This is a genomic window from Cytobacillus citreus (assembly GCF_018343665.1).
In the GTDB taxonomy this organism is placed as follows: Bacteria; Bacillota; Bacilli; order Bacillales; family Cytobacillaceae; genus Cytobacillus; species Cytobacillus citreus.
Genome location: NZ_JAGYPM010000002.1, coordinates 388371 through 410495, shown reverse-complemented (window position 1 = coordinate 410495; position 22125 = coordinate 388371). Strand labels below are relative to the sequence as shown.

12 protein-coding genes and 2 pseudogenes are annotated in these 22125 nt (G+C 37.1%); 3 read left to right on the top strand and 11 right to left on the bottom strand.

All coding sequences use genetic code 11. The features are described 5' to 3' along the window. Positions 1–944: 944 nt before the first annotated feature. A complete protein-coding gene (tagU, locus tag KHA94_RS08150; RefSeq protein WP_213101645.1) occupies positions 945–1868 on the top strand; it encodes a polyisoprenyl-teichoic acid--peptidoglycan teichoic acid transferase TagU in 924 nt (307 codons plus the stop codon). Positions 1869–2307: 439 nt separating this feature from the next. On the opposite strand, the gene KHA94_RS08145 is transcribed toward tagU, so the two are convergent. The 8 genes from KHA94_RS08145 to KHA94_RS08110 all read right to left on the bottom strand — a co-directional run bounded on the left by KHA94_RS08145 (position 2308) and on the right by KHA94_RS08110 (position 13324). Next, positions 2308–4143 (bottom strand): glycosyl hydrolase family 28-related protein, encoded by a 1836-nt coding sequence (locus KHA94_RS08145; protein WP_213101644.1) that lies wholly within the window; start codon positions 4141–4143, stop codon positions 2308–2310. 399 nt (positions 4144–4542) lie between these two features. After that, positions 4543–6303 carry a sigma 54-interacting transcriptional regulator gene (locus KHA94_RS08140; protein ID WP_213101643.1) on the bottom strand — a complete coding sequence of 587 codons (1761 nt, stop codon included), beginning with the start codon at positions 6301–6303 and terminating at the stop codon, positions 4543–4545. Between the two features lie 439 nt (positions 6304–6742). Next, on the bottom strand, positions 6743–7723 hold the full coding sequence (locus tag KHA94_RS08135; RefSeq protein WP_213101642.1) for an ABC transporter ATP-binding protein: 981 nt from the start codon (positions 7721–7723) through the stop codon (positions 6743–6745). Positions 7724–7725: 2 nt separating this feature from the next. After that, a complete protein-coding gene (locus KHA94_RS08130) occupies positions 7726–8718 on the bottom strand; it encodes an ABC transporter ATP-binding protein (protein WP_213101641.1) in 993 nt (330 codons plus the stop codon). Between the two features lie 18 nt (positions 8719–8736). Then, positions 8737–9600 carry an ABC transporter permease subunit gene (locus KHA94_RS08125; RefSeq protein ID WP_338030760.1) on the bottom strand — a complete coding sequence of 288 codons (864 nt, stop codon included), beginning with the start codon at positions 9598–9600 and terminating at the stop codon, positions 8737–8739. 59 nt (positions 9601–9659) lie between these two features. Further along, on the bottom strand, positions 9660–10580 hold the full coding sequence (gsiC, locus tag KHA94_RS08120; RefSeq protein ID WP_213101639.1) for a glutathione ABC transporter permease GsiC: 921 nt from the start codon (positions 10578–10580) through the stop codon (positions 9660–9662). Between the two features lie 83 nt (positions 10581–10663). Beyond that, positions 10664–12274: a glutathione ABC transporter substrate-binding protein GsiB gene (gene gsiB / locus KHA94_RS08115; RefSeq protein WP_213101638.1), complete on the bottom strand. Its 1611-nt coding sequence runs from the start codon at positions 12272–12274 to the stop codon at positions 10664–10666. Between the two features lie 15 nt (positions 12275–12289). Beyond that, entirely contained in the window at positions 12290–13324 is a 1035-nt protein-coding gene (locus tag KHA94_RS08110) for an asparaginase (RefSeq protein ID WP_213101637.1), read from the bottom strand. Between the two features lie 171 nt (positions 13325–13495). Between KHA94_RS08110 and KHA94_RS08105 the strand changes: the two genes are divergently transcribed. Next, positions 13496–14314: a M55 family metallopeptidase gene (locus KHA94_RS08105; protein WP_213101636.1), complete on the top strand. Its 819-nt coding sequence runs from the start codon at positions 13496–13498 to the stop codon at positions 14312–14314. A gap of 175 nt (positions 14315–14489) precedes the next feature. On the opposite strand, the gene KHA94_RS08100 is transcribed toward KHA94_RS08105, so the two are convergent. Beyond that, positions 14490–16538 (bottom strand): WD40 repeat domain-containing protein, encoded by a 2049-nt coding sequence (locus tag KHA94_RS08100; RefSeq protein ID WP_213101635.1) that lies wholly within the window; start codon positions 16536–16538, stop codon positions 14490–14492. Positions 16539–16822: 284 nt separating this feature from the next. Here KHA94_RS08100 and KHA94_RS08095 point away from each other — a divergent pair, with 284 nt between their 5' ends. Beyond that, on the top strand, positions 16823–19384 hold the full coding sequence (locus KHA94_RS08095) for an Ig-like domain-containing protein (RefSeq protein ID WP_213101634.1): 2562 nt from the start codon (positions 16823–16825) through the stop codon (positions 19382–19384). 201 nt (positions 19385–19585) lie between these two features. Here KHA94_RS08095 and KHA94_RS26635 read toward each other — a convergent pair. Both KHA94_RS26635 and KHA94_RS08085 read right to left on the bottom strand, forming a co-directional pair. After that, positions 19586–20135 (bottom strand): annotated as a pseudogene (locus KHA94_RS26635) (transposase). Beyond that, a pseudogene (locus KHA94_RS08085) lies at positions 20135–21667 on the bottom strand (YifB family Mg chelatase-like AAA ATPase). The pseudogenes KHA94_RS26635 and KHA94_RS08085 overlap by 1 nt, the downstream one beginning before the upstream one ends. Positions 21668–22125 lie beyond the last annotated feature (458 nt).

Genomic DNA, 22125 nt, shown 5'->3' with positions numbered 1-22125 from the left:
AGCCATTCCTACAGTTCTTCTTTATTAACACCGTTCTATTTTCGAACGGTGTTAAGCTTTGTTTACGCTTTTCCACGATTTTTTTTAAAAATGGGACACTTGGCGGCTCTTGTTTCCACCTTTTCCGCGAATATCTTTAAATTTGGAAACGAAATAAGCTTTGTTTACACTTTTCCACGATTTTTTTTAAAATGGGACACTTGGCGGCTCTTGTTTCCACCTTTTCCACGAATATCTTTAAATTTGGAAACGAAATAAGCTTTGTTTCCGCTTTTCCACGATTTTTTTTAAAAATAGGAAACTTGGCGGCTCTTGTTTCCACCTTTTCCGAGAATATCTTTAAATTTGGAAACGAAATAAGCTTTGTTTCCACTTTTCCGCGATTTTTTTAAAAAATAGGAAACTTGGCGGCTTTTGTTTCCACCTTTTCCGCGAATATTATTAAATTTGGAAACGAACGAAGCTTTGTTTCCGCTTTTCCACGATTTTTTTTAAAAATGGGACACTTGGCGGCTCTTTTTTCCACCTTTTCCGCGAATATCTTTAAATTTGGAAACGAAATAAGCTTTGTTTCCGCTTTACCACGATTTTTTAAAAAAATGGGACACTTGGCGGCTCTTGTTTCCACCTTTTCCGAGAATATCTTTAAATTTGGAAACGAAATAAGCTTTGTTTCCACTTTTCCACGATTTTTTTTAAAAATGGGAAACTTGGCGGCTTTTGTTTCCACCTTTTCCGCGAATATCTTTAAATTTGGATACTAACACTGTGCTTTAACACAGCCATGTATTAAGAGTAGATCTAAGCAAATCTATTAGGCTTTCTATCACACTCGTAGTCCTTTATCCCTGAAACCTTCAAAATATGTTCATATCTTTTTTAGGTATTTTCTGCTATTATTTAACTTACAATAAATTACATGTCATTTTGTGGGGGTCACAAGAATGAAGGAAAAAAAGAAAAATAGAACTTGGCTCCGTGTAACAGGAATTATTGTTTTATTCATTATAATAGGAGCAGGTGCCTATGCCTTTTCAATATATAAATCTCTAACAAATGCAGCCGAAACAATGCATCATCCTATTGATAGAAAAATGTCAGAGAAACGAGTTGAAGAAATAATTTTAGAGAAACAAGAACCATTCTCTGTTCTCATGCTCGGTGTAGATGAACGAGAGGATGACAGTGGCCGCTCCGATTCCATCATAGTATTAACCATCAATTCAAATCAAAACTCAGTCAAAATGCTTAGCATTCCACGCGACACTAGAACGGAAATTGTAGGTTACGGAAAAAAAGATAAAATTAACCATTCCTATGCGTTTGGCGGGATCAAAATGGCAATGGAGACAGTGGAAAATTTCCTCGATATCCCCATTGACTATTACATACAAATTAATATGGAAGGTTTTAAAGATATTGTTGATGCTGTAGGCGGGATTACTGTCAATAATGATTTAGACTTTACGTATGGTGGTGTCCATTTTCCTAAAGGAGAAATCACATTAAATGGCGAAAAAGCATTATTGTTTTCTCGAATGAGGTATGAAGATCTAAGGGGAGATGCTGGTCGTCAGCTCAGACAGCGCCAAATCATTGAAGCCATCATTAAGGAAGGGGCAAGCCTTTCCTCTTTAACCAATTACAATCAAGTTTTTAATGCGTTAGGCAATAATATAAAAACCAACCTAAATTTTGACGAAATGGTTGAGATTCAGAAAAATTATCGAGCAGCAGCCGAGAAAGTCGATCAAATATCGATAGAAGGAAACGGCACGAAGATTAATCATATATACTATCTAATTGTTCCTGATGAGGAAAAGCAGCGGGTACAAGATGAATTGAAACGTCATTTAGAAATTAAATAATCATAAGAAAAACTTGGCGTTCGCCAAGTCCTATCAGCGAATGCCTTAGTTTTACTTATGCGATCTTATTAGCAGATATTTAATTAAAAACAGATTTTGCTTTAATACGTTAAAAAAACTTAAACTTTCCTTTTAGCTGAAAAACCTCTTTCACTTGAGAGAGGTTTTTTCATGATTCCATGCGTCTCCAACTTAGAAACAGTTATATAAACGCTTCAAATTACCCCTTCCTTAAAAAAGGAAGATTACGACGACATTATCTCAAGTACCATGCACTGTTCTAAAATATGAACACATATATCAATCAAACGTTTGATTAAGATGTTTAAGTACTGACATAGATATATCCCTTTCTTATTGAACAATGCAATATCATCAATCTATTACTAAAGAGTTACCGCTCCAACTAAAATTTTTTGGAGCACAAATCACAATAATTTTACCGATTTTCAGAAACAATTACATCCTGTGTGCTTGCAGGTAACTTATATTTATTCGCCCCTTCTTTTACGTTGTAAATCATGTTTTTACTAATAATCGAATGATGAATAGAATTTGCCGTAATTCGTGTCCCATTTACACACGTTGAACAACCTTTTAATTGGTTATTAGTATATACCAAGCCAGCAATAGAATTGGCTTCTATATCAACAAGATATTCGCCATTACTTTGATAATCTTCTGCTAGCGTAAAGAGGTTATTCGAGATATTCATCCCATCTATGAATAATCGCCCTCTGAACTTTGCATTTGGATCATCTGCATTGTCCTTCATTTGTATGGGCGGCCCATGCAAATGATCGATTGTATTTGCGTAAATATTGATATTGTTGACTTCTAATCCTGATTTAAGGAATAGGAACCCTTTATTGCTTGCTGCTTCTAAGTTACCTGAAAAGCTGTTACCCATAATGTTAAAGCCTGTTGCCTTATGTAAAATCTTAATATTATAATCTTGATTTCCATAAAAATTGTTCCCGTTAATGGTTACATTACTACTATTCCAAAATTCTACTGCATGGCTTTTACTGCCGCTTAATTCATTTCCGGTGATTTCAATAATTTGCATTTTAGATGTATCATCCGTATGATTTTCAAACTTAATTAAAGAGGACGTTGCTGCTAAATGTTCTTCAATGCTATTCCCTATAATTTGGATTTGCGACATATCGCCTAAGGATTTGTCTGTTAGTAAGAAATGAATACTATTTTCGTTCCCTTCCGGCTCTCCCCCGCCGCCTTCTAAGGCGTTTCCGATAATATGTATATTGTGAACATCGCAATCTTCAAAGAATAAATTCTTTTTGGTAAAAGAAATATGGTTATTTTCAATAATTTGTTGATGAAGATTAACTTTATTCCAATGGATACCATAGTTTCTTATATTCCATATTTGATTATTTTCAATGATGACATTCCGGTTATAACCTACAAATTGGATTCCTGTTTTTAAATTATATAAATGATTGTTCTTAATGATTAGCCCAAATGTACCCTCAGCTTGAATTCCTGTTCCTACGTAGGAGTCAGCCTTAGAATAAATTTGCAGATCAGACACAATCGGCATAAATTCTTTCTCTGCTATAAAATGGTTTTGTTCACTATTAGGTGATGCACCCTTCGTTTCTTTTGATCCTAATAACTTTAGTCCAATAATGTCTTCTTCTAATACAAGATAGCTATTATTTCCGTTAATCATTTTAATCTTTTCGATATCAACAGTTACCGTATCTTTGATTAAATATCGCTTGCCTGCTTCTAACTCAAGGACACTCCCATTTCCACTGTTGACTGCATTCTGAAAAGCTAGACTATCATCCGTCTTTGCATCTCCCAGCGCTCCAAAATCTTCCGGTGAAATCGGGGAATTTAAACAATTTCTCACCTTTCCATTAACCTTTAAATCAGAGAACTTTACAGCAGATTCTTCATGATTTAAATATCCACTTGGAGTTGAAACAGAAATCATTGTCTGATTTCGTCCTGCACCTATCAATTCAACTCCCTCTCCGATTTCAAGTTCTTCCTTAATTTCATACTTATTAGGCGGAAAATAAATTTTCCCGCCGGACTTTTTAGATACATACGTTATGGCAGCCTGGATGCTTTGAAAATCATCCACATTATAAACATACTCTTCTGATGGTATTCTAGTAGGTTTTTTCGTATTAAAAAAATACATCATTGCTATTATCAAGAGAAATAGAGATGCTATGTACACCATTTTTTTCTTCATGATTAGTCCCCTAATTTTTTCTGTGTCTAGTGTTGCCATTTCATCTTTCCCCTTATTAATCATGACCTTTCTTATAGGAATTTATCCATACCACTTAACTAGTCTGAAAGATTCACATCGTACACCAGGAAGCTCTTTACACCCGCAACTTTATACCCACCATACTAATAAAACTAGGTTTTCGGAGAGAATTTTATGATTTTTACTTTAATCAAACGTTTGATTAACATCTTATTAATAAATATAGATAACTAATATCTACACAATAGGGAACGTTTGAATTTTTTCAAAAAAAAAAGCCCTGCTGAGAAACACAGGGACGGTTCTTGTGTTTTATCATCTACTCGCTTTTGCAGTGGTTAGCTGATTTCTAATTCTCCTTCTTTAGAATGAAACTTAAACACTCTCACAATGGAAATAAGAGAACCGGCCCCATGTTTACAACCGGGAAACAAGAGAACCGGCCCCATGTATACGAAGCATTTCTAAAAATAATTCACCTTTTCTAGAAATAGTTGTTCCAGACCGACCTTGACGAACATTCAATAATTCTAGTTGATTAAGAACTTCTAATCTTAATCGAAGTTGTTGTTCTGTAAGATCAATACCTTTATTTTGAAGCTTTTTTCTTACAACAGTGCGACCATAAGATTCACACTGTTTTTTACCTTGTTCAAACACTTCAAGAATGGCTCGGCTTTCTTCTAAAAATCCGTGTTCTTCAATACTTACCACTAGTGCATTTAATTCAGTCTCTGACATTTCTTGAGGAAGTACTGATTCTGCCATATTTTTTTGAAGTCTACCTTTAATATAGAATGGCAATAACTCAAAAGATAACTTCTTTCCTTTTAAACAAGCCATGTATGAAACTGCATTAAATAGCTCTTTAACATTCCCTGGCCATGAATACTGCATTAGAAGATGAATCATATCTTGAGGAATATTCAAGTCATTCCGCTGCAAGTAGGACTTTAAGTAAATTTGAATAAGTGGCTCAAAATCTTCCTTTCTTTCTGAAAGGGAAGGAACCTTGCAAGTTAAAGCGGCCAAATAATAGAATAAATCCCTTCGAAATTTATTGTCATCTACTAGTAATGATAGGTCAGAGTTACTTGTAGTAATTATTCTTACCTTTATAGGAATTGGTGAATGACCCCCAACCCTAATTATTTGTCCCTCTTCAAGTACCTGCAGAAGTCTACCTTGTAGTGAAAAAGGGATTTCATCTATTTCTTCTATACATAATGTTCCCCCACTTGCCAATTCAAATAGGCCTGGAGAAATCTTCCCGTCTATTTCAGAACCAAATAAATCTCTTTCTAGTACATCCAATAGTCTTGCTGCACAATTAATATTAAGATAAGGCCCCATCTTGACCGGGGAATCATTATGAATGGCTTGCGCTAGCATTCGTTTTCCGGTCCCAGTTTCACCATAAATATGTACAGGATCATTCAATCCTGTAAACTTCTTAAAAATATATAAAGCATCTTTCATTGCTTGACTATGTGCAATTACATCTTCAAAGTAATATTTAGCAGTTTTACTAGCTGTATGTTCAGCCCCTTTATTAAAGGTCGAATCTATCTTAAAATTTTTGTTTTGATTGGATAAGGCCACAAGAGATTTCATATAACGGTTCGTTAGAAAGGTTTGTGAATAATTTAATTCTAATATCTCAAATATCTCAAACACTGTATCTAAAGATAAAAGTCGGTATCCAATATCGATTACTTCAGCTATTCCCTCTGGAACAAGCTGCATTTCTCCGGGAGTTATCACAAAGTCAATTTGTTCTGGAATTGGGGCATCTGGATGATATGCATAATATTTATGTTCAAATACTACTTCCCTGAGTGCTTGAATTGTTTCTTCTGTTGTTTGCTCTGTATCATTTACGACTAATATTCTCTTTCCTTTGGGAACTGAAAGCAATCTTCCCATATTGACATAATTAAATCCCCTTTTACCTAAAATACACCTTACTCCATCTGGTAAGAAAGGGTGAACAAGCATCTGAATTAGAATTGAGCCTAATAATACAATTTCATCTTTTGAGATCTTTTCCCGCGCCAGATTTTTAATGTTTATTGGACGAATTCTAACTAAATCTCCAGCCATTTCTGTCATTTGTTTTGAAATCAGCGACAGATATTCATCTTGAATTGAAATAATTGTTACGATCTTTTCAGCCAAAATCCTTCACTCCTACAGCTTACTCTAAAGAAAACTCGCAGATTGGCGAGCCTTGGAAAGGCGAAGACAGAGGCGTAGTTGCACTTATACTTAATTCCTAAAATTGACAACTACGTCGAATCATCTTCTGCGCTGGCAATTTATACTTTCTTAATGTGTAAAGAAAGAATACCTTATTAATCATATAAAGTGAAACTTCAATCAGTGGGGGTTTTTCGACGCACAGGACGTGCTAGTGCCGACGTTGCCACAGGACGTGGCGTTCTTAGTCGGCTTCTATCCCCCACTGATTGTTAGGTGCGGCCCACAGGAAGTGGGTCACGCAGACGTTGCCACACGATGTGGCGCTTTTAGTCTGTGTTCATTTTACTGGCTTTTACTGGCTGTTGATCTCCCACTTTCTCTTCATTGTTTTACTCGAATCCTTGAAGTGGGGGTCTTACTGCCCGTTAATCTGCGATAAATGACAGGCTGTGAAATGGCCAGGTTCAATTTCTTTTAGTTCAGGAACTACCGTTTTGCAAATCTCCATACAAGATTGGCATCGAGGATGGAAGGTGCATCCTGTTGGAGGGTTTGATGGACTCGGAATATCTCCTTGCAAAACAATTCGTTCCTTTTTTACACGCGGATTTGCTACAGGAACTGCGGACATTAGAGCTTTAGTGTAAGGATGCAACGGATTCTCATACAAAGACTCTTTATGGGCAAGTTCAACAATTCTTCCAAGATACATGACACCTACTCGGTTACTAATATGTTCTACTACACTTAAATCGTGAGATATAAAAAGATATGTTAGGCCGAATTCCTTTTGTAAATCCTGCATGAGGTTCAATACTTGAGATTGAATCGAAACATCTAAAGCCGAAACCGGTTCATCTGCAACAATAAGCTTTGGATTTACGGCTAATGCCCGTGCAATACCTATTCGCTGCCGCTGACCTCCGCTAAATTCATGCGCATAGCGATTTGCATGATACGAAGTAAGGCCAACATACTCTAGTAATTCATGAACTCTTCTTTCCCTCTCTTTTTTCGTCATCATGTTATGAACAATTATAGGCTCTCCAATTAAGTCTCCAATGGTCATCCTAGGATTTAAAGAAGCATATGGATCTTGAAAAATCATCTGCAACTCTTTTCTTGTTTCACGTAACTGATTATCATTTAACTTGCTAATATCTTTTCCATTAAACCAGATTTCGCCTTCTGTAGGGGCAAGTAATCTCATTACCATACGCCCAGTTGTTGACTTCCCGCAACCACTTTCTCCTACTAATCCCAATGTTTCTCCCTTTTGAATAGACAAAGAGACTCCGTCCACGGCCCGTACATATGATTTTTTCTGGCCGAATAAACCTTTTCTAATGGGAAAGTATTTTTTCAAGTCTTTAGCTTCTACCAACAGTTCTCCCATTTTTATTTCGCCTCCCTTGCCATTTCATTCTGATATAGAAAACAGCGGCATTTATGTTCTTTTGCGACTAGCATCAAATCTGGATCTTCTTCTTTACAGATTTCCATCACTTGTGAACAGCGCGGAGCAAATTTACAGCCAACAGGCATATTAGCTGGGGTAGGTACGTTTCCTGGAATGGAATCAAGCCTATTCATTTTTTGACCTAATTTTGGAATGGAGTTAAGCAGCCCCTTAGTATATGGATGTTTTGGGTTTTCAAAGATTTCGATAACTTCTGCTTCTTCAACCACTTTCCCAGCATACATAACGACTACACGATCACACATTTCAGCTACAACTCCCAAATCATGAGTAATTAGCATGATGGCGGTTCCTTTTTCCTTTTTCAGTTTCTTCATAAGCTCTAGAATTTGCGCTTGAATTGTCACGTCTAAAGCAGTAGTCGGTTCATCTGCTATTAAAAGCGTTGGATTGCAAGACATTGCCATCGCAATCATGATTCTTTGTCTCATACCGCCAGATAACTGATGTGGAAATTCGTTAATAATTTCCTCAGCACGCGGTATACCTACTAGCTTTAACATGTTAATTACATGTTCCGTCGTCTTTTTTTTGTCATATTTTAAATGAAGCTTTACCGCCTCACCTATTTGCTCTCCAATTGTATAAACGGGGTTTAATGAAGTCATCGGTTCTTGGAAAATCATAGCGATTTCATTACCGCGAACCTCTCTCATTTCTTTTTCAGACAGAGACAGAAGATCCTTTCCCTTAAAGCGAATAGCACCATCTACTATTCTTCCTGGAGTGTGTCCAAGTAAACCCATAACTGAAAGGGATGTTACACTTTTCCCGCAACCGGATTCACCTACAACGCCGAGTGTCTCTTCTTCGTATATATATAGATCTACCCCATTAACTGCAGGTACCTGACCATCGTCTACGAAGAAAAAGGTTTTTAAATTCGATATCTCTAATAGCTTGTTGTTCATAATATCGCTCCCTGTCTATTAATCTTTCATCTTAGGATCAAGAGCATCTCGTAATCCATCACCCAATAGATTAAATGCAAGCACCGTAATAAAAATGGCCAGTCCTGGAAAAAAAGTAACATGCGGTGCCGTATTTAGAAAATCCCTTCCAGAGCTAAGCATTGCACCCCATTCAGGTGATGGAGGCTGTGCACCCAATCCTAAAAAACTAAGACTAGCAGCTGTCAAAATTGAGGTTCCAATTCGCATAGTAAAATACACAATTATACTTGATATGGTCCCCGGGAAAATATGCTTCCATATGATGCGTTTAGCTGGTGCCCCAATGGACCTTGCTGATTCCACATAAACTGTCGCTTTAATTGCAAGGGTGCTGCTTCGAACAATCCGGGCAAATGTTGGAATACCAAAAATGGCAACAGCGATAATAACATTTCCTAAACCCGGTCCTAAAATGGCAATAATTCCAATTGCAAGTAAGATTCCAGGAAAAGCGAATAAAACATCACAAAATCGCATGATTATACTATCTAACCGTCCACCGTAAAAACCACTAATTAATCCTAAGACCGTTCCAACAACAGCTCCCACAAACACAGAGCTTAATCCTACAAATAGAGAAATTCTAGTTCCTTCGATAATACGGCTAAAGATATCTCTTCCAAAAGCATCTGTTCCTGCCAAATGCTCCATTGATGGAGGGCTCAAAATATTATTATAGTCTGGCTCAACTGCCGAATAAGGTGCAATAAAGGGGCCTATAAGAGCAACAACAAAAAGCAATAAAATAAAGGATGACGCAATCATGGCCATTCGCTGTTTTTTAAATTTCCTCCAAAACTCCAATAATGGGGTCCGCACATTTTCTGCTTCATGTTGAATAACCTGATCTTCCGATTGGACAATTACAGTACCGTTTTCCAATTCCCTTCCCCCTTTCACTACTCATAACGAATCTGCGGATTCATTACACCATACAAGATGTCAACAATTAGATTTATCAAAATAAACTCTAAAGCAAATAGCAGCATTTCTGCTTGTATCACTGGGTAGTCACGGAACGATACAGAATCAATTAATAACCGTCCCAAGCCTGGCCAACTGAATACAGTCTCTACAACGATTGATCCGCCTAGTAAAAATCCGAACTGTAATCCTGTCATCGTAACAACAGGGATCATCGCATTCTTTAAAGCATGCTTCCACACTACTACATTTTCCTTTAAACCTTTTGCTCTTCCGGTACGAATATAGTCTTCTCTTAAAATATCCATTAGAGAAGAACGTGTAAAACGTGCGATAACAGCAGCTACTCCCGCACCTAGAGTAATCGAAGGCAATATATATCCTGTCCAAGATTCATTACCCCCGGTCGGAAACCAGCCTAACTGGACAGAAAATAGTTGTATTAGCATTAAACCAAGCCAAAAGGATGGTAATGAAATTCCAGATACAGCACTAAACATACCAGTATAATCTTGCCATTTATTTCGTTTGGTAGCTGAGATGACACCTATTAAAAGACCGAATACAATAGCCCAAGCCATACTCCAAACGGTTAACCAAAATGTAGGCATAAATCTAGCTGCAATTTCATCAAAAACAGGTCGCTTTGTTTTCATGGATGTACCTAAATCAGCCTGAGCCAAGTTGCTTATATAGGTGAAGTATTGTGATACAAGTGGTTTATCTAATCCTAATTCCTGACGCACAAGCTCTACATCTTGATAACTTGCATCTGGTCCTGCCACAAGCCTCGCTGGATCTCCAGGTATCATATGGACAAACAGAAATATGAAAATAGAAACTATTAAAAGAGTAGGGACTATACCCAACAACCGTCTAACTATATAACGAAACATAACACCCGTCTCCTTCTCTTCCTCTTTTATTTAAGATGTAACGAGCGCTAATTTAACATTAGCGCTCATCTTCAATTTCCTTATTATTTAATTTCAGCCTCTCTTGCACTCATAGACCCATCAGGAAGCAAGTAAACTCCGTGAAGATAATTCTTCATCCCCGCCATTGTATCTTCTACAACTAGGAATGCCCAAGGCGCATCTTCCCAAATCATTTCCTGTACTTCTGCATAAGCTGCTTTACGCTTTTCTGGATCTGCTGTTTGCAGAGCCGCATTAATTAATTGGTCTGCCTTTTCATTTTGGTAATAGGCAACGTTATATGATTTAGGAGGGATTGAACCACCAGCTAACAATGGGCGAATTCCCCAATCTGCATCTCCCGTTGAAGAAGACCAGCCTCCATAGTAAAGCTCTACTTCTGCATCTTCTTCATTTTGAACAGACCAAATTTTATCAGAGAGCGTACCTGACTCCATTGGTATAACGTTTACTTTGATGCCAACTAGTCCTAATTGTTGCTGTATAAACTCCATTGCCTTAATAGCATCTGAGTTGTTTCCACCCCATACAGTTGTTTCAAATCCTTTTTCATATCCTGCCTCTTTTAACAATTCCTTTGCTTTTTCAGGGTCATATGGATATGGTGTTTGTTTAGAATAAAATTGAAGTCCTTCTGGGATAATGGAGTCCATTTCACTTCCATAGCCCCTGTATACTACCTTTAAGAATGCTTCCTTATTAATTGCGTAGTTTATTGCCTGGCGTACTTTAACATTGTCAAATGGTTTCTTAGTTGTATTGATTGCCATATAACGAGCTACAATAGAAGGTCTATTTTCAACCACAATACCGTCTTTTCCATTTATTGATTCTGCCTGCTCAGTAGGTATAGGATAAATGAAATCGGCTTCTCCTGTTTGTAGCATTGCTACACGCGCACCATTTTCAGGTACAGGCTTAAATTTAATACCATCAACCTTTGGTAAGCCTTCTTGCCAGTATTCCGGATTCTTTTCAACAGTTAAATGGTCACTTTGATCCCACTCAAGAAATTTAAATGGCCCGGTACCAACTGGATGCATGGCAATGTCTTTTCCATATTTCTTTATTGCCTCTGGACTAACAATCCTTGCTGCAGGGTGAGCGAAGTTATTTAACATAGCTCCAAATGGTTCTTTTAATGTAACTTTAACTGTGTACTCATCTACTGCCTCAGTCTTTTCTACAAGTTCAAACATGCTGTAGCGTTTTAATTTGTTATCTGGATTGGAAACTCGGTCAATGTTTACTTTTACAGCTTCAGCGTTGAAAGGTGTACCGTCGTGGAACTTAACCCCTTCTCTTAATTTGAAAATAAATACCTTCGCGTCTTCGCTAGCTTCATAGCTTTCTGCTAAAACAGGGATCATTTTCATGTCCTTGTCAAAACCAACTAGCCCTTCTAACATTGTTGATTGGATAGAACCTGATAGAGTGTCATTCGTGTCCTGGGGATCCATACTTATGAGGTTATCTTTGATAGCAATTGTTATGGAATTCCCTTCTTTTTTCGCAATTGGTTGATCCTGTTTATCATCTGTGGCTTTTTTCTGGTTCGTTTCTGTACTTGACTGTCCAGAACAACCAGAAATTACAAGCATTACAGCTAATAAACTAGTTAAAAAGGTTGCTAAATACTTTCTTTTAAACATTTTGTTTCCCCCTTATTAATTTTTATTTACAATGGCGCTAGAGCACTTTTGTAACGTAAATGATGGAACCAATTCGCCTATATTTTCTTGGCGGGCATTTTTTAGAGCCGGCCGGTAATGATGCATTAAACTATTAATCTGCTCTTCTTCTATTAGGCCAATTTGCTTTAATGTCTTAAGTGCTGTTGGATACGCTGCTCGTCCATTTCCATCTTCTATCTTGATGGCTATTCCAATTCCAGTCTCTCTATCTCCAATTAAATAGACGCCTTCAGCTCCTGCCTTGCCAAATAATCGTCCATTAGAGGATTTCATAAAGTCAGTACAAAATCTTCCTGTCCCTCCAACCATCTCCGGGAACTCCATCATAGCTGTCGTTATTCTATTAACAACCTTTGCTCTCTCTTCTCCCAAAGATTTAGGATCAGCCATTCTAGCAAATCCATAAGCCAATCTTTCAAGTGGCAGTGCATGTACTGGTACCCCACATCCATCTGTTCCCATTTCAATTTTCTCCATCGGAAAATCAGTTACCTCAGAAATTGCTTTCAAAATTCTTTGTTGTACTGGATGGTCTGGTAAATAGTAATCTTCTAACGTTTCTCCCATAAATTTAGCGGTTACTAACATACCTGAATGCTTGCCCGAGCAATTGTTATATAAAGGAGTTAAGTCCTTGCCCGCAGCAATTAAAGACTTATATGTATCTTGTGCATGTGGAATATGTGTGCCACACTGTAAAGCAACGTCTTCAATCCCAGCTCTTTTAAGAATTGCTAAAACTCTGTCTGTATGTTGTGCTTCTCCGCTATGTGACGCACAACATAGTGATAGATCCGGATTGCTTAACTCATAATAGTCTGCAGCACCTGTTTCGACTACCGGTATGGTTTGAATAGGCTTAACCGCAGATCGGGCATAAGTTACCCTATAAGGATCCCCAGCTGAATATAATAACTGTCCCTCTGCATTAACTACAGCTACATGTCCATAATGCGAGCTTTCTACTCTTCTGCCACGGTATACATCTACCAGTTTGGTTGGAACCATATTTTGCACCTCTTTTGACATTTTTATATTTTCAGAATCTTTTGTCATATTATATTACAAACAAAAACCCATTTCAACCTATTTTTTTAAAAAAGGTTTTTAATTAACCCTTATAGAATTAATGAATATAGCATGCTCTAATTAAAACAGGTTTTAATAGGGGGGACGAAATTGAAAATTTTTATATCTGCGGACATAGAAGGGGTTGCTGGCGTAGTTCACCGTGAGCATACTGCTAGAGACGGAAGAGAACATGACCGAGCTAGAATGTTAATGACAGATGAGGTAAATGCATGTATAGAAGGAGCTTTATCTTGTGGTGCTACTGAAATTGTCGTAAATGATTCTCACGGTACGATGCGAAATTTAATCCCAGAATCTATTCATCCAAAAGCCGAATATATAACGGGTTCTCCAAAAATATTTGCCATGATGGAAGGGATTAATCATGAATTCGATGCAGCCATTTTTTTAGGATATCACTCTAGAATGGGAAATGACGGTGTTTTGAACCATACTTTTCACGGAGGAGTCATTCAAAATATAAAAATTAACCAAAGGGACATGGGGGAATTCGCGCTAAACGCCGGTATATCTGGTTGTTTTGGTGTGCCAGTCGTTTTAGTTACAGGTTGCCAGCATGCAGCTGCTGAAGCTCAAGAAATCGTGCAAGGAATTGAAACAGCAATTGTCAAGCGCACTATTAATCGGCAATCTGCACGAAATCTAAGTCCTCAAAGTGCACAAAACCTGATAAAAGATAAAACAATTTCAGCCCTATCAAGCATCCAGAAAATCCAACCTTTATCCATGCAAGGACCTTTTCTTGTTGAAATCACCTATCTCCATTCAGGTTTAGCGGATGCAGCCTCAATTTTGCCAATTGTCGAAAGGGTAAATCCTATAACCCATCGCTTTGAAACAGATGATTTTATCACAGCATTTAGATTTATTCGCAGTTTAATAGCAATAGCTGGTTCATTAAATTAAAATAGTCTTTTAGTTAATTGATATCCATTTATATTGAAATTTAGTTAAATGCTTAAAATATACCAATCTATTATTATATTGGATATAAAGGATATTTTTTGAAGCCCAAGTCGAGTTCCTACTATAATATATGGGACAAAAAAACAACCTACAAAAAATTGTAGGCTGTTTTTTATTATTCTTTCATTGTATATTTCCAAAGGTCTGCTTGATTTCGGAAATATAGATTCCCTTCCGAATCTTGTGCAATTTCGTAAGCACCTTCTTCTAACAGAATCTCTACTTCCATTGTCTTCGGATCTGCTTTAAACATTTTTCCTTCCACAGTTCCGTAAATATTTCCGTCAATACCTTCAATGATCTTTGCATTACGGAAGCGGCCTGAGATTAATTCTAAAATCTGCTGCGATCTAATTTCCTTTGTCTTAGGATTATAGGAGAAAAGTGTTCCATCGGCCATTCCCCAAATGGTTCCTTGCTTATCAGCGATTAGACTTGTAATCATACTTGCTTGGAAAGGCAAATGAATATACTCTTTCTCTTCCGGATAGTCAGGTCTAAATCGGAAAAATCTTGCTCCACGTTCATTTACCTGATAATTTGCATGAATGGAAGTGCCACCATAAATATATTCATCCTGATGTAAGAAGGAAACAAGGCTTTGGTTGTAAATATAGTTCTCATAAACCTCTTGTTTATTCTCCTTCAAATCATAAACGGCTAACGCACCGCCGCCCATGCTTGTTTCAGGGTAAGTTCCAACAAACACTTTATTTAGCTTAGGAACAGCTGTAATCGCAGTAGAACGTTCTTGACCATAATCACCTAGTCGCATAAGCTCTCTTGGATTCGTCGAACTCCATGGCTGCGTTAAATCAAGCTCTAACACACGAGATTTCGGATAGGCACCAATGTAAAGCTTATCCCCTATGATTGTCATGGACTCAATTTGGCTAATATCTTGATGAAGAACAGATTGGTTCGTTTTTGTATTATAAATCGCCAATCCGCCAGACATATAGCCATTAATGTAAATATTCTCTCTTTTTTCATCTTGAATCATTGTATACAAGGTTACTGGCTGTTGAGGTAAGTTCACCTTAGTAATCTCGTTAAATCCTGTTTCTAAGTTATACTTTAATACATTTCCTGCATTATCGATTAGGCCAACTAGCGTGTAGCCTGGATAATTAGGATCATTTAATTCGACGTAATCAAGCGCAAGCATTTCTGTTCCCTTTAATAATGGAACCTGTAAATCAATCTGTTCTTTCGTTGTTAAATCATACTTGTATAGACTGTTTTGCTTTGAAAAATAGATCGCATCCTCATTTGGTGACTTTAAAGAAACGGTTCTTGAATTTAACTCAACTTCATCAACCTTCTCTAATGTCTCCTTATCAAAAACAACTAATCGATTAGAGGGATCCATTCGAGCATAGATCTCGTCCCCAATTAAACGGATATCTCGAACATACTTATCATTCTTGTAGTCATCTGGAAGAAATGCTGTTTTCTTCTTTGTCTTTAAATCAAACTTGACTAAATCAGCCTTTGACCCGACCCCTATATACAAAGTATCATTCTCTTCGTCATAAGCAAGCGACTTAGCAAATTCCTTTTTGTATAAAACTTGACCAAAATTCACGAGTTCATCGGTATGAGAATCATATTTGAATACTGAACCACCATATGCTGTCGAACCATACACAACACCGTCCACTGCATCAATATCTTGAATGGCTGTATCCTTTGGCAGTGTCAGCTTATTCCCATGATCACGAAACTCTTCCGTATTCGGGTTAAAGCTGTACAAATTACCGTCCGTTGTTCCACCAACCCAAACGGTTCCATCCTTATCCACATCCAGACCCCAAGCACTTGTAGAATTGGACAAAGTATATGTATTCTTTAACTCATTACTATTTAAGTCAACAACCGCTAAAGCAGACGGTGTGCCATGCATGACAAAATACATATAGGAATTCCCGTTATCATCCTTACCAGCAGCCGCAGTTAAAGCAGATGTTTGAAACACCTGTGGGCCAATTAAAGTTGCATTATTCGTTTCCTTCTCAACAATTTCTCCATCAACAAATTCTTCACCAAAAATTTCTTCATCTACGATTTCATCATAATTGTCGTCCTTAGCAAATCCCGTTGTTTGTCCAAGTGACAAGAATAGAGGAAGAATCATTAGCAGCATAAATATCTTTCTTCTCATCCAATCTTCTCCTTTCTTTTTATATTATAACAAATATTACTCTAATAGGAATGTTTTTCCTCAAAACCACATAATTTCAATAAAAATAAAAAAAAAGCCCTACAGATATTTACCTACATAGGGCGTTAGTAATGTAATAAATAGTAAATTCTATTAATATATGAATATTTTTCTAAAAATTATCTTATCTATTTCACTATATTAAATAATCTTTTACAATAGGATTATGGTAAATTCATTATGTTCCCACATATTCCACTTATTTCATATCAGGGGGTTTATTCATGAAAAATAAAAAAGCGATAAAAGTCATTAGCGCTTCTGTCATTGCAGCTTCAGCTTTTGTATCAACGGTATCAACTGATGCTAAAGCTGCAACAGTCAACCAGGTTGAGAAGCTTGTCCAAACAGCTAAAGATGCTGGTACTGTATTAAAATGGGCCATTTCTATCGAAGGAACAGCTGATGGCAAAACACGTCCGTGGGCTGCTTATAACAATGCCAAAGCAGCATACAACAATGCTGTTAAAGCGGTTAATACTCTACCTGCAGCCCAAAAGAATAAATATATGGCTCAGCTCGATGCAGAGGTAAAGCTCCATATTGATCGCACAATGCGTTATATCGATGCGATTACTGCTGGGGAAAAGATTAAAGAAAAACAACAGACATTAGCTTATCTGCTGGATCAAAATACAATCAATGATCAAACAGAAAAAGCCTATCATGAGCTTTCAACAGAGATTCGCAAGCAAGCGATCCTTCTCGATCGTGTTTACGGACAATCAACACGTGACCTTATTCGTTCTCAATATAAGCAAGCCGCCGAAAAAGTTCGTGATCAGGCAATGTATCCAGTTACTGTGAAAATCGAAATTGACTTAACTACAAAAGCACTGTCCGCTAATAATTCCAGTACAGCTGAAAAACATATCGCAGAAGCGAAAAAATACTTAAAGTATGTAGACAATGCTGTTATCAAAAAGGAATTAACTGATCGCTTAAGTAAAATTGAAACAAATTTTACGCCTAAGGTTGTAAAAGTTAGTGCTGCCGAACCAAAGCGGATAAAGGTTGAATTTAACAAAGCCATGCTAACTGGAAGTGGAACAAACGGAGCAGAAAACACTTCTAATTACTCGGTTTCTGGCAGAACGATAAAAAGCGTTAAGCTGGCAGATGATAAAAAATCTGCACTAATCGAGTTATATGAACCACTTTACACAAATTCAGCCTATACAGTAACAGTGAAGAAGAATATTCAAACTGCTGACTATGTAACATTAAGCACGAATGATTATGTCACTTCCTTTACTTTTGCTGACAATGTAAAGCCGACCGTTACATTTGTAACGACTGATTCGAAAGGAAATCTTGAGATAAAATTCTCAGAGATGATTGATGCAAACTCACCGATAAATGTTACTCTCAATGGAAAAACAGCTAGTATTAATACACTTTATGATGATACGGATACGGCTGTTATTCCAAAAGCTGAACTTGATCGCCTAGGTTTACAAAAAGGAAAGAACTATTCTATCGTAGTTACTGGTGCTAGAGATTTAGTCGTCAACTCACCAAATACGATGAATACGTATAGTGGCACATTTCACTATAACTCTTTAGCAGATACTTCGCTCCCAATAGTAAGAAGTGTACAAACTAAAGGTGAGAGAACGTTCACTATTGAATTTAACGAAACTCTTATTGACCTTACCGCTAGCAATTTTGTTATTACAAAAGGCAACACAACCATTCGCCCTACATCTGTTAAAGACATTTCAGGGAATAAAACAAAATTTGAAATCGAACTACCGATTTCGGTTTATGGGACAAACGAGAGCTCTGTTCGATTGAATGTACAAGTGAAAGATTATAAGGACCTAGCTAATAATGTTGGGCGGACAACTGACAATACAGTAAACTTGACGAAAGATGTAGCACCTCTTAAGTTTACTCGTGCAGTCTATGATAATAAAGCAAATGAGTTTCATATATTTTTCGACAAACCGCTAAAAACAGGGACACCTTTAGCAACGAACATTACTGCTTATGGTCCAGATGGAAAGACATTTGCAGCAAAACTAAAAGCGAACAGTGACAACAAAATGATCATTGATGCAAAAAATCTGCCTGATGGAGATTATACTTTTAACGTTAAAGAAGGAACAGTTAAGGATAATTCGAGCTCTCAAAATGGGAATGAATGGTTTACAACCTCGATTACAAAAAGAGAGGATATGGAAAAACCAAAGGCTACAATCCTTGCATCATCGGTAAATGGTCAATTCAAAGTCTCATTTAATGAGCCAGTAACAGAGGAGTCAGCGACTTTATATTCAAATTACCAATTAAATAATATTTCGTTACCTGCTGATACCCAGTTTGACATCAGCAGTGACAAAAAACTCGTCACGATTACCTTACCTGAAGGTCATATTGAAAAATCAGGAACATACACAATTACAGTTACTAGTGTAAAGGATCCTTCTGGAAATGTAATGGCCAATACCTCACTTTCAATTACTATTAAAGAAAATAAGGAGCCTGAGCTCGAGTCTGCTGTACTTGTAGGTAGTAATATTAAGCTTACATTCTCAGAGAACATTCAGCTTTTAGATAGCGGGAAAACTAGTTTTAATATTACGATTGATAATAACTCAGTTACAGGAAGTGAATATAGCGTAGAGAGCAACTCTAGCAACAAAAGGGAAATTATTATTTCTCCTGTAAATGATAGTGAGTTATTTAAATCAGGAAGTATTTCAATCGAAACAAGCAATAGAGCAACGATTAGAGATGATGCTGGAAATACAATAATAGCGGGAATTAAGAAAGGGATTTAGGAAGCTTGCACCCGATTTTCTTGTTTCACGAACTCTCGTGAGTTGGTGCCTGTCACTCCCCGAATAATCTTGTTTCACAGGTTTGTTTCATAAGGATTAAAGCAGTCTTTCAATTTCCAAAAAAAATAAAAAGGAAAGCTCTGTGTAAGAAAAAAATCACTTGGCTTTCCTTTTTGTATTTAATTCTCTTGAATCTACTACCTAATTCGTTAAGTATTCTTCAATTCCTCGACAGTATCTTTCTCTTTTTTCTTCTATCGAGCCACAATAATAGTCAAGAATATGATGAATATCCATATAGCTTTGTTGAATCGCATTTGGGTATTGGAAACGATGAAAGCTACTTCATGGATAATGTTCTGGTTTCTTTACCATCTTCGCTTCAATTGGGTTGAGATGGATATAGCGACTCACTTCAATCATCCCCTCAATGATATTATCAAAAAATCGTTTTTCAAAAACATGTCCGGTTAAGCGATAACGGGTATTATAATAGTTTGCATATCGCTTATTTATCAATGACATCACTTTAGAGATTGGCACTTCCTTTGAACGCAGTTGAAGGTGGAAGTGATTGGTCATTAAACAAATAGGCTGCTATTTCAATTGGAATTTTTTCATATAGCTGTTGAAGGATGAGGAAAAATGCGGAGAAATCCGTAGTATTTCTGAATAGAGGATCTCTACGCTTGCCGCGGCAAACAATATGGTAGAAACGATTTGGAATCCAGATTCTTTGTCTTCTTGCCATTATCTCTCCCTCACGGCGGACTGATATTGGTCATAACTCATCCTTCTCAAAGTCATCGCTTTCCAAATTGATTCATCGGTTATGGCTGTGTCACCAGCTAAATCTGAAATCGTCCTTGCTAATTGAATGATTTTAAATTGGATACGGTTGCTCCATTGCTGCTTGTTTGATACTTGAGATATCATTTTCAGTTGATTTTCTTGTAAGGGGCTAGACTCAGTTAATCTCTCGAAGGGTACTTTTGCGTTACATATTTGCTCTTGATAGAGTTTATATTAGCAGTTCTCTTACTCTTGCAACTCTGCTTCTAATTTCAGATGATTTCTCGTATTTTTTCTTTTGCTGTTCAATATTACCTGGCAGTAAATATAGTAGAATATCAATTCGATCATAGACAGGACCTGAAACTCGGTTTTTATAAGATTGGATTTGTTTGGGTGAACAAGTACAATAGTAGGAATTAGAGCCTAAGTAGCCACATGGGGACGGATTCATTGCGCCAATAAGGAGAAATGAGGCAGGATAAGTGACTGTGGAATGTGCGCGGCTAATGGTAACTTTTCCCGTTTCAATCGGCTGCCGAAGCATATCCAATGTCTTTTTTGTAAATTCAGCCATTTCGTCTAAAAATAAAACGCCATTATGTGCTAATGATATTTCCCCTGGTTTCGGATAGGATCCTCCTCCAATGATGGCAACCGATGAAGCGGAATGATAGGGGTGCCTGTATGGAGCTATTTGTGGGGCTACTTGTTTTTCTCTAGCAAGTTGATATAAGCTAATAACTTCCAACTGTGCTTTTTTTGTCAATGGTGGAAGGACGGAAGGAAACGTTTCGGCAAGCAGACTTTTACCACAACTGGAGGACCACTCATTAACACATTGTGACCACCGGCAGCCGCTACTTCTAATGCGTATTTTGCTTGCTAGTGACCGATAATATGAGAGAAATCTTTTTGAAATTCATAGGCAGAAGAAGCTTGATAAGTTTTATGTGTGTTAGGAGTTAACAGGAGAGATGCTTGTCCGGACAAATCATGTAAAACATCAGATAAATGCCGAACAATAATGCAATCTAGCCCCTCCAGCATATCAAGGGGAATAAAAGGATCAAATGGAAGATATACTTTCTTGAACCCTAGATCCTTGGCTGCTATAAGAGCAGGAAGTAAGCCTTCAACTGTCTCAATTGAACCATCTAGCGACAGAACACCAATAAAAGCCACTTTTTCAGGAATTGCATCCTTTAATAAGTTTGATTCCTTTAACACCCCTATTGCAATCGCTAAATCAAATATTGGACCATTTTTCTTTTGTTCAGACGGCGACAAATTGACAACAATCTTTTGATCCGTTACATCACAATGTAGAGTACGAATAGCAGATAACACTCTTTCTTTCGATTCCTTTACTGATGTATCTGGCAAACCGACAATGACCATCGATTCCGTCCCAGGCGAAATTTGCACCTCTACCTTCACCCAGTAGCCTTCCAAACCTTTTAGACCAATACGAGAGACTTTTACAGTCAAACAAAAAACCTCCTTTTGCTAATACAATTGATAAAACCTCTGAAAAATTAATGTGTAAATAAGAAATGTTTAAAGTAATTAAGATCATACATGTAGGAATTGAAAAGTAGATTTTCGAAGAAGAAATAGGAGCTATTCAAACTTAACTATTCGTCATAAAGTTACAAAACCCTTCAAAATTTCTAAAAAACTCAAAAAAGAAGCCCCACAGAGCTTTTCCAAACATTCTATTTGTCTACTACCTTTCGACAAAATTCGGGTGGTGACTGTGGTTGCCCCCCTTATAATGGACATATAGGATAGATAAAGATACGACATATCTACATTATTGGGGGGACATACAAAATGACAAGAAAACATACAAGTGTCGAAACTAAGTTAAAAGCTGTACTTCAGATAATAGATGGGGAGAAATCAGTAATAGAGGCTGCTAGAGGACTAAATTTACACCGTGATAC

Coding starts and splice junctions, on each gene's coding strand:
- KHA94_RS08110 (WP_213101637.1), bottom strand. CDS start 13,324: ATGGTTCCAACCAAACTGGTAGATGTATACCGTGGCAGAAGAGTAGAA.
- gsiB (WP_213101638.1), bottom strand. CDS start 12,274: ATGTTTAAAAGAAAGTATTTAGCAACCTTTTTAACTAGTTTATTAGCT.
- KHA94_RS08145 (WP_213101644.1), bottom strand. CDS start 4,143: ATGGCAACACTAGACACAGAAAAAATTAGGGGACTAATCATGAAGAAA.
- KHA94_RS08130 (WP_213101641.1), bottom strand. CDS start 8,718: ATGAACAACAAGCTATTAGAGATATCGAATTTAAAAACCTTTTTCTTC.
- tagU (WP_213101645.1), top strand. CDS start 945: ATGAAGGAAAAAAAGAAAAATAGAACTTGGCTCCGTGTAACAGGAATT.
- KHA94_RS08095 (WP_213101634.1), top strand. CDS start 16,823: ATGAAAAATAAAAAAGCGATAAAAGTCATTAGCGCTTCTGTCATTGCA.
- gsiC (WP_213101639.1), bottom strand. CDS start 10,580: ATGTTTCGTTATATAGTTAGACGGTTGTTGGGTATAGTCCCTACTCTT.
- KHA94_RS08135 (WP_213101642.1), bottom strand. CDS start 7,723: ATGGGAGAACTGTTGGTAGAAGCTAAAGACTTGAAAAAATACTTTCCC.
- KHA94_RS08100 (WP_213101635.1), bottom strand. CDS start 16,538: ATGAGAAGAAAGATATTTATGCTGCTAATGATTCTTCCTCTATTCTTG.